Annotated in this window: 12 protein-coding genes and 1 tRNA gene; 6 read left to right on the forward strand and 7 right to left on the reverse strand. The window is 43.5% G+C overall.

The features are described 5' to 3' along the window. Positions 1–91: 91 nt before the first annotated feature. Complete coding sequence (locus tag HMPREF9420_RS07025) at positions 92–628, reverse strand: LOG family protein (protein ID WP_007134840.1); 537 nt, start codon at positions 626–628, stop codon at positions 92–94. A gap of 132 nt (positions 629–760) precedes the next feature. On the opposite strand from HMPREF9420_RS07025, the gene HMPREF9420_RS07030 reads away from it, so the two are divergent. From HMPREF9420_RS07030 to HMPREF9420_RS07040, 3 genes are all read left to right on the forward strand, one after another. Beyond that, positions 761–1,957, forward strand: coding sequence for an esterase (locus HMPREF9420_RS07030; RefSeq protein ID WP_007134841.1), 1,197 nt, complete (start codon positions 761–763; stop codon positions 1,955–1,957). Positions 1,958–2,232: 275 nt separating this feature from the next. Next, complete coding sequence (locus HMPREF9420_RS07035; RefSeq protein WP_044079150.1) at positions 2,233–2,883, forward strand: HAD family hydrolase; 651 nt, start codon at positions 2,233–2,235, stop codon at positions 2,881–2,883. A 221-nt stretch (positions 2,884–3,104) separates the two neighbouring features. Next, entirely contained in the window at positions 3,105–5,186 is a 2,082-nt protein-coding gene (locus tag HMPREF9420_RS07040; RefSeq protein WP_007134843.1) for a TonB-dependent receptor plug domain-containing protein, read from the forward strand. Positions 5,187–5,234: 48 nt separating this feature from the next. Here HMPREF9420_RS07040 and HMPREF9420_RS07045 read toward each other — a convergent pair whose 3' ends face one another. From HMPREF9420_RS07045 to HMPREF9420_RS13210, 4 genes are all read right to left on the reverse strand, one after another. Further along, positions 5,235–5,768, reverse strand: coding sequence for a hypothetical protein (locus tag HMPREF9420_RS07045; RefSeq protein WP_044079151.1), 534 nt, complete (start codon positions 5,766–5,768; stop codon positions 5,235–5,237). Positions 5,769–5,886: 118 nt separating this feature from the next. Further along, positions 5,887–6,921 carry a Holliday junction branch migration DNA helicase RuvB gene (gene ruvB / locus HMPREF9420_RS07050; RefSeq protein WP_007134845.1) on the reverse strand — a complete coding sequence of 345 codons (1,035 nt, stop codon included), beginning with the start codon at positions 6,919–6,921 and terminating at the stop codon, positions 5,887–5,889. 677 nt (positions 6,922–7,598) lie between these two features. Further along, on the reverse strand, positions 7,599–7,784 hold the full coding sequence (locus HMPREF9420_RS13205) for a hypothetical protein (protein ID WP_081457439.1): 186 nt from the start codon (positions 7,782–7,784) through the stop codon (positions 7,599–7,601). A 188-nt stretch (positions 7,785–7,972) separates the two neighbouring features. Continuing rightward, complete coding sequence (locus tag HMPREF9420_RS13210; RefSeq protein ID WP_248628085.1) at positions 7,973–8,140, reverse strand: hypothetical protein; 168 nt, start codon at positions 8,138–8,140, stop codon at positions 7,973–7,975. 794 nt (positions 8,141–8,934) lie between these two features. Here HMPREF9420_RS13210 and HMPREF9420_RS07060 point away from each other — a divergent pair. Further along, positions 8,935–10,821, forward strand: a complete 1,887-nt coding sequence (locus HMPREF9420_RS07060) for a heavy metal translocating P-type ATPase (protein ID WP_007134850.1) — start codon at positions 8,935–8,937, stop codon at positions 10,819–10,821. Positions 10,822–10,954: 133 nt separating this feature from the next. Here the strand turns inward: HMPREF9420_RS07060 and HMPREF9420_RS07065 are convergent, their stop codons facing one another. Both HMPREF9420_RS07065 and HMPREF9420_RS07070 read right to left on the reverse strand, forming a co-directional pair. After that, complete coding sequence (locus tag HMPREF9420_RS07065; protein ID WP_007134851.1) at positions 10,955–11,779, reverse strand: CPBP family intramembrane glutamic endopeptidase; 825 nt, start codon at positions 11,777–11,779, stop codon at positions 10,955–10,957. Then, the gene (locus HMPREF9420_RS07070) at positions 11,776–12,720 is read right to left on the reverse strand and encodes a bifunctional riboflavin kinase/FAD synthetase (protein ID WP_007134852.1); all 945 of its coding nucleotides are present in this window, start codon (positions 12,718–12,720) and stop codon (positions 11,776–11,778) included. Before HMPREF9420_RS07070 ends, HMPREF9420_RS07065 begins: the two co-directional genes overlap by 4 nt. A 613-nt stretch (positions 12,721–13,333) precedes the next feature. Between HMPREF9420_RS07070 and HMPREF9420_RS07080 the strand changes: the two genes are divergently transcribed. Both HMPREF9420_RS07080 and HMPREF9420_RS07090 read left to right on the forward strand, forming a co-directional pair. Next, positions 13,334–13,407: transfer RNA gene (locus HMPREF9420_RS07080), tRNA-Ile, on the forward strand. Between the two features lie 313 nt (positions 13,408–13,720). Beyond that, on the forward strand, positions 13,721–14,867 hold a 1,147-nt coding region (locus tag HMPREF9420_RS07090), incomplete at its 3' end, for a site-specific integrase (RefSeq protein ID WP_007134855.1).

Genomic DNA, 14,867 nt, shown 5'->3' on the forward strand with positions numbered 1-14,867 from the left:
CAGCACGTTGCCTTGTTGTTTGACAGCCACAAAACAAGTTTATGACACCCACCATAAGGCAAAGCACGATGTGTTTACAACTCTTTTCCATCTATACTTGAGCTACATAGGCTGCAATTTCGTCAAGATTTGAGGCTACTTGGATATAATCAGACCACAATCCACGAATCATACCCTGTGCTTGCAACGCGTCAAGTAAGGCAATGATTGGATTGAAAAAGCCTTTCATGTTATACAAAATCACTTTCTTGGAGTGATAACCAATGGTGTTGCTGGCTGCAATGGTAAACACTTCATCGAGTGTTCCTATGCCACCTGGCAATGCAACGAATATGTCGCTTTGTGCTAACATCAAGTCTTTTCGGTCGCTAAGATTGTCACATGCGATGTTGATATCTACCGACTTGCTCACCTTTCCGCCTTTTTCAATGATGCGAGGAATAACTCCTATGGCTCTCTGCCCACCCTCATGAACGGCTGTTCCGATAGCTTCCATCAGCCCAGTGTTGGTTCCTCCGAAGACAACGGAATGGCCTTCGCGGGCTATCCAAGCTCCAAACTCCTTGGTTAATCTAAAGTATTCTGCATCAATCTGATTGTTTGCAGAACAAAAAACACCTATTTTCATACGTGCAAAATTATTAAAAAAAACGACAGAAAGATAGGAGGCGGCCCACTTTTTTATTACTTTTACACGACGAAATCATTCAAAGAAACGAAACAATCAAAAGAAACATAGACACAACTAAAATCAAAAGATATGAAAAAACAATTGATTACACTCTGTCTTATGAGTGTTTCGACAGGCTGTTTTGCCCAACAAAACATCTTCAATGCACAAGGTTCCATGTCGCCAGAAGTACACAACGACAAGACGGTTACTTTCAGAATCAATGCTCCCGAGGCTCAAAAGGTGCAGGTAACAGGTGACTTTCTGCCAGCACAAAAGGTGAAAACGCCTCAAGGAGAATATGAAATTGCAGGCACAACAGACCTCAACAAAGACGCAAACGGCGTATGGACATACACCACAAAGACTCCTTTGGCGCCCGAACTCTACCAATATAACATGGTCATTGATGGCGTAAAGGTGGCTGATCCGTCAAATGTCTATGTGTTGAGAGACGTTGCCAACGTTGCAAGTATATTCTTAATAGACGGCGGAAGAGCCAATCTCTACAAGGTAAACAATGTTCCTCATGGCACAGTTTCAAAGATATGGTATAACAGTCCGACGGCAGGAATGACACGACGCTGCACTGTTTACACCCCCGCTGGCTATGAAACGAGCCGCGAAAAATATCCCGTGCTCTACCTGCTACATGGTATGGGCGGTGACGAACAAGCCTGGTCAGAACTCGGAAGAGCCGTACAAATCCTCGATAACCTTATTGCTGAGGGCAAAGCTAAACCCATGATAGTCGTCATGCCGAATGGAAACATCTCGCAAGTGGCCTGCCCTGGCGAAACGCCCGAAGGCTTTAAACTTCCTACAATGCACCTACCGAAGACAATGGATGGCTATTTTGAGCAGGCATTTCCTGACTTAATGCGCTTTGTTGAGCATACTTATCGCACCCAAAACGACAAGGCTCATCGCGCCATTGCAGGCCTTTCGATGGGTGGTTTCCATTCACTCTATCTCTCCATCAACCATCCTGACACCTTCGATTACATCGGATTGTTCTCTGCTGCCATTGATAAAGAGCAGAAAGGAGGCATAGAAGAGATCTACGCTCGACGCAATGAGAAACTCAACACGCTATTCATGAAGCACCCAAAGCTATTTTGGATAGGCATAGGTAGCACCGATTTCCTCTATCAAAGCAATGCCAATTTGCGCCATTATCTTGATAGTAAGGGCTTCAAATACACCTATTTAGAGACTGAAGGAGGGCATATTTGGCGTAATTGGCGCATCTATTTGAGTGAGTTTGTGCCCAAATTGTTCAAATAATTGGGCGCATCCGTCATCCGTTTTGCCTGATGACATAAAACGATTTGGGGCATTTCGTGCGATGAAATGCCTCAAATCATCGCGTGTTTTGATGCAAATTATAGGCTGATTTGGTGCAAACTGCAAAACCATTTTTATGAAATGAGATAACATTTTGATTATCATTGACTTATGGTTTATAACCCACGAAAAGATGGGCTGCGGCATTTTATATCCGAAAAGCAGCTATTTTTTGCGATTTTATGTGTAACTTCGCGAGCAAAACTGCAACGAAGATGAAGACAAAGATTGTGATTTTGGACTTCGATGGAACGCTCGGCGACTCGCAAGCACTCATCACCCGCACGATGAAAACAACGCTCAAACAACTCGGTTTGCCTGAACGCACGACCGAAGAATGTGCGAAAACCATCGGACTTCCATTGAAAGAATGTTTCAAAGCCTTGCAAAACATGACTGAAGAACAGGCCGAAGCATGTGCTCATCTCTATCATAAATTGTTCATGGAAAACAATGTTCCCGGCGCCGTTCCTGCCTTTCCGGGGGTTGTTGAGACGATAAAACAATTGCATAATGAGGGACTTATCGTGACGATTGCAAGCAGTCGAGGCCATCAATCGTTGGTAGCTTTCGTTCAAGAACTGCATTTAGAGCCCTATATTCGTTTGATTTTGGGGGCTGACGATGTTGAAAATGCAAAGCCAAATGCTGAGCCAGTGCTCAACACTTTGCATCATTTCGGGTTGCAACCTGCCGAGGCTCTGGTGGTCGGCGACACCATTTTTGACATTCAGATGGGGCGAAATGCGGGGGCAAAGACCTGCGGTGTGACCTATGGAAATGGCAAAAGAGAAGACCTTGAGGCTGCATTTGCCGACTATATCATTGATAATTTTGCTGAGATTAAGCAGTGTTTGGAACAATAAAACAGCGATAACACACGCCAAAAGGCGGTAAAGCACATGATATAATCTAATGTGTATCAACGCGAACCAGCCCATTCCGCTGCTCCGTTAGCTGCACTTGGCAATCTTTTTCCATATTTATTATTTACAAATTTCTATCATTTCTACTCCTTATTTCATTTATTTTTACTAATTTTGCCATCGTTTTTGCAGTTGCATAAACGTTAATAAATAATTTAAACGTGAACAAAACAGTTTTCAACGAGCGCCGTTGTATCCGTTTTAATCACTTTACCAACAAGGGCTTTGCACTCTTTTCATGCCTTGGTAAAGAGGTAATTATCGGTATACTTAGCGTGGCAACACTCTCTAATGCGCAAGCAAAAGGCATTAGCACTGACGTGCAAAAAGCCGACACTTCGCTTTATAAGAGCGGACAACCCACGTTGCTTGACGAGGTGAAAGTCACCGGATCAAGGGCGCCTCTGACGCAAAGTCAGCAGTCGAGAATGGTAACTGTACTGAGTCGAAAGGATGTAAACGCGGCGCCAGTACATAGTGTTAACGACCTATTGAAATTGGTTTCAGGCGTCGATGTGCGTCAGCGTGGCCCATTGGGAGCGCAGACTGACGTGAGCATTCGAGGCGGAAACTATGAGCAGATGACGGTGCTTCTCAATGGAATCAACATTGGTGATCCGCAAACGGGACACAATGCATTTGATTTTCCCGTGGATATCAGTGAGATAGAACGCATTGAAATACTCGAAGGACCGGCTGCAAGTGTTTATGGAACATCGTCACTTCTTGGTGCCATAAACATCGTTACAAAGGCCAATCGAACTTCAAGTGTCACCCTACATGCGGCAAGTGGCAGCTTCGGCTCAGTCACTTCGGGAGGAAGAATCAATGTAGCGAGGGGCAAATGGAACAATCAATTATCGGGCAGTTTCATGCGAACCGATGGCTATAATCGCAATAAAGCCGGCGCGTTAAATACTGACTTCCGAAGTCAGAAGGCTTTTTATCAGGGCTTTTATGACGATGATGACCTCTCCATTAGTTGGCATGCAGGCCTTAGTAACAAAGACTTTGGCTCGAGTACTAACTATAGTTCCAAGTATGATGACCAGTTTGAACATACCTTTAAGACCTATACGGCGGTGCAAGCTGAAACAAGAAAGGGTGCTGTTAAATGGCATCCGGCTATCTATTGGAATCATAACTACGACCGCTTTGAACTCTTTCGCAACCATGCGGAACGTTATCCTTTCAACTATCATCGTACAGATGTCTACGGCGTTAACGTCAATGCATACTTTGATTGGACGTTAGGTCGCACGGCGTTTGGTGCTGAATTGCGAAACGAAGACTTAGTAAGTACGAACCTTGGCAACCCACTTTCCAAGCCCAAACACGTGAAAGGAACCGACAATGTGATGTATAAGATGGGACTTAATCGCACAAACATCCAGTTCGTTGCAGAGCATAACCTTCTCATTGGGCGTCTAACGATGTCGGCAGGAGTAGTGGGTGTGAAGAACAGTTGGGCCGAAATGAATGTAAAAGTCTATCCAAGCATCAACGCAAGTTATAGATTTGGCGATGCATGGAAAGTCTATGCGAGTTATAATACGTCGCTACGCATGCCATCAGTAACCGAACTTTTCTACTCGGTTGGAGGCCATAAGGCCGATCCAAACCTTAAACCTGAAGAACTTTCTGCCGTAGAAGTCGGAGTGAAATATAACAAAAAGGGACTTTCAGGCACTGTAAGTAGCTTCTATAACCACCATACTAACCTCATCGATTGGATTGATGATGGTGAAAAAGACGCTGCAGGAGCAATACTTTGGAAGTCAGTTAACTTCGGAACGATTAACGCTTTAGGCTTTGAAACGACACTAAATGCAGACTTCCGCCAGTTACTTCCAAGTCAGAAGTTATTGAAATCATTTAGTGTTGGCTATTGTTTCATTCAACAACATCAAATAGAAGCAGCCGGTATTCACAGCCTTTACGCGTTGGAATATCTAAAGAATAAGGTGACAAGTAGCCTGCAATTGAACCTTTGGAAAGCGTTAGATCTTAACGTAAACTACCGCTTTCAGCATCGCATGGGCACGTATAAGGATCCGTCAGGAGCACTACATCGTTATGGTTCTTACGGCTTATTGGATGCTCGATTGGCGTGGAATATGCCGAAATATAGCCTCTATCTCGAGGGAAACAACCTTCTAAACCGAAGCTATGTGGATGTAGGTAACGTGAAACAACCAGGCTGTTGGGTCATGGCTGGAGGCTCTTTAACCCTCCATTTATAAGAAATAACAGAAACAGGCAGGTGAAATCACTTGCCTGTTTCTTCTTTTTCATTTCGTTTTTTGCGCCTCTTCGAAGCACTGATCCAGCCGATGTGTAAACTCAAGAAAGGCAGGTGAGTACTTAATCTTAGTGGAAGTGGAATACACAATGCCATTCTTTTCCTCGCCAGTATCATAATAATAGGCGCCTTCTTTCCCCTTTTTAAACACATGAACGGAAAGAATTGGCCAGTCTGTAGCACCATATTCATAGGGCTTTACCCACAAAGTATCAGGCTTTGAGCGTTCAACAAAGAGCTGACGAGCCAGACTTTTAATCACCAATACATCGTTAGGAGCAAGTTTTTTGACTGGTTCAAAGAGAACAGGGCTATCATTTCCAAGGGTATCACGAAAGAAAACACCTTTCAATATCGTGAGCGTGTCACTATGGTTGATAACAAATCGTGTTGTTCCTGCCATCCCTGTATATTCTACATGAATAGAATCGGCATCACCAAATCCACCTGAATGCAACACGCAATGACTGCAACTCGTCAATAATCCCATTAGGATTATCCAACAAAAGAGCATTCTTTTCATAGGCATAACTATTTAAAAAGATGATATAAAGCTTTGAATCTGACCTTCAAATCACATATATTACAGCGCGACAGACGCTCCTCTATTTCTTAGAAAGAGGCTTGTTGTGAGACCATCTCTATTCAAACAGCCCAGGTTCCATTACATTTCCCATATAAGGATTACGCCCTAAATGTTCATAAGCCAATGGAGTTGCCATGCGACCACGGGGCGTTCGTTTGATGAAACCTTCCATAATCAAGAATGGTTCATAGACATCTTCCACCGTACCAGCGTCTTCTCCTATCGCCGTTGCTATCGTACTAACACCCACAGGGCCTCCTTTGAACTTGTCAATTATAGTGAGTAATATCTTATTATCAATCTCATCAAGTCCATATTGGTCAATGTTGAGCGACTGAAGTCCTATATGTGCTATCTCGTTTGTAATCGTTCCATTTCCTTTTACCTGTGCAAAGTCACGCACACGACGCAGTAACGCATTGGCAATACGAGGCGTTCCACGACTTCTTCTGCTAATTTCGATAGCGGCTTCATCGTCAATTGGCACCTTCAACAGCATGGCAGAACGACGTATAATGCGTTTTAATGTCTCGGGATCATAGTATTCTAAGTGCATGTTAATACCGAAACGAGCACGTAAAGGGGCTGTAAGCATACCGCTACGTGTCGTTGCTCCAACGAGTGTAAAGGGGTTAAGATCGAGCTGAATCGAACGTGCTGACGGGCCCTTATCAATCATAATATCGATGCGATAGTCTTCCATTGCCGAGTAAAGATACTCTTCTACTACGGGCGAAAGACGGTGAATCTCGTCTATAAAGAGTACATCGTTGGGCTCAAGTGACGTCAATATGCCCGCCAAGTCACCGGGTTTGTCAAGCACAGGGCCACTGGTTATCTTGAAACCCACGCCAAGTTCGTTTGCAATAATATTGCTTAGCGTCGTCTTTCCCAGTCCCGGTGGACCGTAAAGTAACGTGTGATCAAGTGGCTCTCCACGATATTTCGCGGCCTCAACAAATATCTCTAAGTTCTCAACCACCTTCTTTTGGCCGTTGAAATCAACAAATCTTAGCGGGCGAAGTGCGTTTTCAAAGTCCTTCTCTTCCGTCGAAATACGCTCTTCTCTTATGTCGAAATCTTCTGTCATGCTTAACAATTTATTTGATGCAAAGATAGTGCAAACGAGCGTAATGCAAACTCATTTGTAGATTACCGAGTGCAGCCTATCTTCTGCAAAGATAGTGCAAACGAGTGTAATGCAAACTCATTTGTAGATTACCGAGTGCAGCCTATCTTCTGCAAAGATAGTGCAAACGAGCGTAATGCAAACTCATTTGTAGATTACTGAGTGCAGCCTATCTTCTGCAAAGATAGTGCAAACGAGCGTAATGCAAACTCGTTTGTAGATTACCGAGTGCAGCCTATCTTCTGCAAAGATAGTGCAAATAAGGCGAATAGGCAAGAGATAGGGGGAGAATACTTAGGAAATAGAAAATCAAATGACCATAACACAAATGTATATGCAGTGTTTGCATAAGACAATTTTATGGTTTTAAGATTGTAGTTCACCATTTATTCATACGTATGACGCCGTTAATCACACCATGATATGAACATTTCAACGCCGTAGGTGTTGCGTTTTTTCGGCGCAATCCAATATTTATTCATACATATATTGCCGTCAATCACGCGATGATATGAATGTTTCAACGCCGTAGGTGTTGCGTTTTTGATAGCCCAGGGTTGCCAAACGATAGTGCAGGCTACCCTGGGTTAGCATACGGTTTGCGGGGAACAACGCCGTAGGTGTTGCGCTTTTTTTGATTAATCCGCCATAAAAGGTTTCATTGTAAGCGTGACTTCATTGAAAAAGCTCAACACCGATGGCGTTGAATCTCCTTGCGAACGTTTACCCGGGGTAGGCTCGTTCCTCGCCAACCCCGGGCTATCAAAGGAACAACTCGTACCGAGTTGCACCATGAGGGCATTCATAATGGTGGATATATTCATTGAAATATTAGTACATTTTACTATTTATTTATTCGCATGTTGTCATCAATTGTATTACAAAATGCACATTTCAACGCCGTAGGTGTTGCGTTTTTGATAGCCCAAGGTTGCCAAACGATAGTGCAGGCTACCCTGGGTTAGCATACGGTTTGCGTGGACCAACGCCGTAGGTGTTGCGCTTTTTTTGATTAATCCGCCATAAAAGGTTTCATAGTAAGCGTGACTTCATAGAAAAAGCTCAACACCGATGGCGTTGAATCTCCTTGTGGATGCTCACCCGGGGTAGGCTCGTTCCTCGCCAACCCCGGGCTATCAAAAGAACAACTCGTACCGAGTTGCGTGGTGAGAGTATTCATTGTGGCGAACACGTTCATTGGAATATTAATATAACACCGACATTATTGCATGGTTACAACATACAAAACAGTGGATACATTCATTGGAATATTAATATAACACCGACATTATTGCGTGGTTACAACATACAAAATAGGGGATACATTCATTGGAATATTGGTATAACAACCACAGCGTTGCGTGGTTGCAACATTTGCAATGGCAGATGTATTCATTGAAATATTGGCATAAAACCGATGGTATTGCATCGTTATAACATTCGCAATGGCGGGTGTATCCATTGGGAATTTACCGCGATACCGATGGCGTTGCATGCTAACACGATTCCTTTTTGCACATCATTTATATTTCGTGGATATTCTCTATAACCTTTATCATCTTTTCATTTGTTTTTAATAAAAAAATGATTTGCGGCAAATGGGCGTATGATCTGTGGCATTTTACCCGATGAAATGAGGCAAAACACGGCACGAAATGACGCAAAGTGCAGGGAGGACGAAGATTAAACGATAACTCATTCATAATGAACCATTTAACCATACCATAGACTTCGTTCCGCACATGCCATTTCTTTCGAAAATCGTTAGCCCTAAAACGGTTGGTATGTCAACGATGTGTGCATCGGCAAACAAATTTCTTTCGAAAATCGTTAACACCAAAACCCGATACGATGTGAATAGACAAACGCCATATTCTCGCCTGAACAAAAAAATTATACACCCCACTCCACTTTGCAACTTGGTTGCAAAATCTTTGCTTTATCTTTGCATGCAGAAATCAAAACAAATTAAATATGGCACACGAAACACATCAACACGAAGAAGAAGAAGAAGGAATGAACTGGGGATTAATTATTGCCTCGGCGATATTCTTAGTCATTGGCTTGGCACTCGACAAGCTAAACATGGGATGGTTTGTTCATCCTCGCATCATCTTTTGTATCTATGTCGTGGCCTTTGTGCCTGTAGGCCTGCCCGTAATGCGTGAAGCTTGGGAGTCGATTAGGCGAGAACACGACTTCTTTAGTGAGTTTATGCTGATGTCTGTGGCTTCGATTGGGGCGTTCTTCTTAGGAGAATATCCCGAAGCCGTAGCCGTTATGTTGCTCTATTGCATAGGCGAAGGGTTGCAAGACAAGGCTGTTGACCGTGCACGCGACAACATAAAGAGTCTTCTTTCCTTTCGACCTGACTTTGCACGCTTGGCAGATGGCCGCAAAGAAAAGCCAGAATCAGTAGAGATTGGGGCTGTTATTGAGGTGCAACCGGGCGAGCGTGTGCCCCTCGATGGACGTTTGTTGGAGGCTCCGGCAACGTTTAACACCGCCGCCCTTACAGGCGAATCAGTGCCACGATTGATAGAAACGAACCAGGAAGTCATGGCAGGAATGATTGCAACGGATAGTGTTGTGCGACTCAATGTTGTGCGAAAGGCAGGCGAAAGTGCCATCAGCCGCATACTGAAAATGGTTGAAGAGGCTGCCGAACGCAAGTCGGCTACCGAGACATTCATTCATCGTTTCGCCCATGTTTATACGCCAACAGTGATTGCTCTGGCTGCACTGACAGTTGTTTTGCCTTGGATTGTGTCGCTGTTCACCTCATTTGACTATCAGTTTACAACGTGGATGCAACGCGCTTTGGTCTTCCTTGTCATCAGTTGTCCTTGTGCTTTGGTCATCAGTGTACCCTTAGGATACTTCGCAGGCATTGGCGCTGCGAGCCGACAAGGCATACTTTTCAAGGGAAGTAATAGCCTTGATGCCGTTACAAAGCTTGATATGGCGGTGTTTGATAAGACAGGTACGCTGACAACGGGAGTGTTTCGGGTGGAGAAAACCATAGGGCTTAGCGAAGGAGACCTATCACTTGTGGCAGCCGTTGAAGCCGTAAGTAGTCACCCTATCGCACGGGCTATCGTGTCATCTCTGCAACCTCAGCCCCTCGAAACCATTGACAAGTTAGCTATTGAGAATGTTCCGGGCTATGGAATGAAGTATAAATCATGGGTGATGGGCACGCTGAAATTCATGGAAAAAGAGGGAGTGAGCTATGACAAAGCCTTGAAACACACGACAGAAACCATTGTTGCAGTGGCCGAAAACCATGTTTTCAAAGGATATATTCTATTGAGTGACACCCCAAAAGAAGGTGTTTTTGCCCTTCCTAAACGGCTAAAAGCACAAGGAATCAAGGCTATGCAGGTGCTTAGCGGCGACAAACAAGCCCTCATCGACAAACTCATTGCGCACTTTGAAGATGGCAAAGGTTTTGTGAAAGGCTATGGAGACCTGCTCCCCGAGGGTAAGGTGGCTCACCTTGAAGCCTTGAAACAAGAAGGGAAAAGCGTGGCATTTGTCGGTGACGGCATTAATGATGCCCCTGTGTTAGCCCTGAGTGACGTTGGTGTTGCTATGGGAAAGATGGGTGCCGACATGGCCATTGAGACGGCAGATGTCGTTATTCAAACCGATGATCCGACGAAGGTTGCGACGGCAATCGCCATTGGTAAGCGCACGCATCGCATCGTTTTGCAGAACATTATCTTTGCCATTGGCGTGAAAGTAGCAGTGATGTTGCTCGGCATTCTTGGCATGGCAAACCTTTGGGAAGCTGTGTTTGCCGATAGTGGTGTGGCATTATTGGCCGTGATGAATAGCATGAGAGTGATGAAGAAGTAAGGAGAAGCCTCACCCCCGACCCCTCTCCGAAGAGAGAGGGGAGTGATATGTTCTACAATTTTGTTCTATTTGGACTCTATTTTCAAGGCATTTTACTCCCCTCTCTCTTCGGAGAGGGGCTGGGGGTGAGGCTTTATTTCCCCCTATTCTCCCCCATTCTCATGTTTAACTGCACCAAAGCGGGCATAAGAATACATAGAGAGAAGACGATGTAAAGGGCGATAACTATCGGTCGTCCATTGGAAAGCTGGCTTAGACTTGCATCTTCAAAGCCCGGCATGAGATTGGCAACAACATATACAACGGTGTTGTTGACCCAATGAAGTACAAAGCCAGGGATGATACTCCCCGTGCGATAGAACATCCAACCCAATAAGATTCCGAGCAAAGAAGCATTTAAGAACTGGGCAGAATTACCATGAACGAGGCCGAAAATGACTGCCGAAATAAGGATAGCTGCCCAAGGTTTGCCATCGAAAAGACGGAGAAGGTTGCGCAAAATGGCTCCACGGAACACGATTTCTTCAGCAAAGGGTACGATGACGCCTATGGCAACATAACCAAAAGGATTATGCATCATGCGCACAAACATCATTTGTAACTCACCGGGCATATCGACTTTAAACAATTCTCCAAGTCCCATTGAGGGGATGATAATGCCTATCGCTGCGACAACTACCCACAAAAGAGTGGCCCAGGGACGTGAAGCAAGGTAGTCACGAGAGCGCGACGCCCAACCTTTTTTCAAGAAAACAAATATTGTTATAAGGCTTGAGACGATGGTAGAAGCTATCGTTAACGTAATGTTGCTCATGAAAAGGTTACGCAAATTGGCCAAAGGCATCTTATAATATACAAGATATCCACCAGCAAAAGCAAACTGAATAACCAACTGTATCAATATAAACACGACGATATATAAGCCTATCCAGGCAATTTCTTTCCCTATTTTCTTCATAAATCTCTGTCTTTATTAAATTGTTCTTCTATCATTGTGCGATCTTGTTGCAGCTGTTCAGCCAACTCAGCAGCACTATTAAACTTGCGCTCTTTACGGATATGACGAATGAAACTCACCTCAATCAGCTCGCCATAGAGGTCGCCTCGGAAGTTGAAAATATTGACTTCAAGAGACAATGCCGTGCCGTTGAACGTGGGTCGGCGGCCAATGTTCATCATGCCATGAAGCAGATGGGGTTGGTTTTTGAGTTTAACATTCACAGCATATACTCCTGTTGCCGGAATCAACTGACCACTTTCAGCCACATCCATGTTAGCCGTTGGGAAACCCATGAGCCGACCTTGCGCAAAACCATGAACCACTTTGCCTATCAAGGTGTAAGGATAGCCGAGACAAAGTGTGGCCATTTCGACCTCACCCTCTTGCAAAAAGCCGCGTATTACCGATGAACTGATGTTCACACCATGCAGCTCAAAGGCGGTGTGATGAATGACTTCAATTCCTAATTCATGGCCATAACGCACATAATCCTCAAAAGTTTCTGTGCGGTTATGCCCGAAACGATTGTCATATCCGATAACAAGCTTCTTGACATTCAAACGATTTCGCAACACTTCTTTCATGAAATCATAGGCCGAAAGTTGTGCCACCGACGCATCGAATGGCAGAACCACCGCATTGTCTATGCCCGTTTTAGAGAGCAAAAGCAGTTTTCTGTCAAGCGGATTCAGCAGTTGTGGCACATAATCGCTTTGCAAAACCTGACGCGGATGGCGGTCAAACGTAATCACAGTCGATGCCAATCCGCACGCCTTAGCAATGCTATTCACCTGTTGAATGAGGTATTTGTGCCCACGATGTACCCCATCAAAGAAGCCAATCGTAGCCACACAAGGCGCCACAGCATTATTTTCTTTCCCTAAATATATTGTATTCATATACTCAAACTACAGCTTATCTTATGCAAAGATATTGCAAACGAGCACAAAGAAAGAAACTTTCAGTTTGTCGAGTGCAGCTATATCTTATGCAAAGATATTGCAAACGAGCACAAAGAAAGAGTCTTTCAGTTTGTCGAGTGCAGCTATATCTTATGCAAAGATATTGCAAACGAGCACAAAGAAAGAGTCTTTCAGTTTGTCGAGTGCAGCTATATCTTATGCAAAGATAGTCTTTTTCCATTGTTGCACAATCAATATCACCAAATAATCTACCAGAAACAAGCAACTAAAGCAATAGACTTGACCACAAGAAAGCAATCAATTCACACGATGAAAACTATCACTTTACACAATGAAAACTGCCACTTTATGTATTCAAGTCACATACTAAGCAAACCCAACTGCATGGATTTACACGATAAGAAAAATAAGACAACAAGCCTAACTGCATGGATTTATACGATAAGAAAAACAAGACAACGAACCTAACTGCATGGATTTATACGATAAGAAAAACAAGATAATTTCCCATTCTCCTTCGTTTTTTTCCGCTTTTATTTGGTTTTTTCCACAAAACCCACTACCTTTGCACGCACAAACTTAGTTTATCGGACTTGTAGCTCAGTTGGTTAGAGCAACAGACTCATAATCTGGAGGTCATAGGTTCAAGCCCTATCTGGTCCACAAATAGGTTTCAAGAGGACGTCAAACAATACGTCATTTTAGCCTTCAAAACAAGGATAATCGCTGTAAAATCAAGGTTTTACAGCGATTTTTTGTTTTTTATCCATATCCGTTTGACAGCCAAACTATACCTTTTGATAGTCATCATTCGGTCATTTTCTGCTACAGAAACTGCTACACAAAAGCAGGCTCTCAAAAAAATGTAGCAGTGAATGGAAAATGACTACCAAATTGACGGCATACAAACATCTCGTTTTCAACAATTTATGTCGAACTTTGTAGCCAAGAAAGCTACACTAAAAAATGATGCGTTATGAAAACGACTTTCAAGGTGTCCTACTACCTACGTTCCAACTATGAGAACAAAGAAGGAAAATCGCCTGTAATGCTCCGAATGTATCTCGGGGGCAAAATGGCAAATCTGGGTTCTACAAAAATTTTCGTGGATAAATCCAAGTGGAGTAACAAAACTAGCAGAATGATTGGCAGAACAGCAGAAGCACTCTCCATCAATGCTTCAATAGATGCACTGACAACAACGTTGATGCAGATTTACAGGAAATATGAAGTCTCAGAGGAACTTTCTATAGACCTTATCAGGTCAGTGTTCCTTGGTACAGACAAAGAGTTTACCACTTTTCTCCCAGTCTTTGACAAGTACATAGACTCCATCACACAACAAGTTGGCAAGACATTAACAAAGGGTACTTTTTATAAGTATAAGGTAGTGAGGCAGAATTTTCAGGATTTCTTACAAGCAAAGTATCATCGCAAGGATATTGGACTGACAGAACTGACAAGTGCCGTTGTCCAGGACTTCGAATTGTACCTAACATCCGTTGTAGGTGGTGTGCATAACACAACCACCAAGAAATTGAGAAACCTGAAAACAGTCGTGAACTATGCGAGGAACAGAAGTCTTATTATGCATGATCCGTTTGCAAACCACAAACTGCACTACGAGTTGGTGGACCGTGGCTATCTCACAGAAGAAGAGGTTCTCCGTATTATGAAGAAGCACTTTGAAATAGAACGACTGGAGTTAGTAAAGAATATTTTTATTTTTTCCTGCTTCACGGGATTGGCCTACATTGATGTATATAATCTTACCTACGATAAGATTGTTACCGTCGAAGACAGACAATGGCTCATTACCAAGAGGTACAAGACAAGCGTAGATGAAAATGTCATGCTGCTGGATATTCCCCTTGCCATCATAAGAAAGTACTATGACATTAACAGAAAAGGTGGAAAGGTATTTCCAATGATGAGCAATCAGCGTATCAACTCATATTTGAAAGAAATTGCCGACCTTTGTGGCATAAAAAAGAATCTAACCTTCCACATGGCAAGGCATACTTTCGCCACTATGTCTATATCCAAAGGGGTACCAATGGAGTCTGTATCAAAGATGCTTGGACATACAAATATCAGAATAACTCAGATTTATGCACGAATGG

The sequence above is a fragment of the Segatella salivae DSM 15606 genome (assembly GCF_000185845.1).
GTDB lineage: Bacteria > Bacteroidota > Bacteroidia > Bacteroidales > Bacteroidaceae > Prevotella > Prevotella salivae.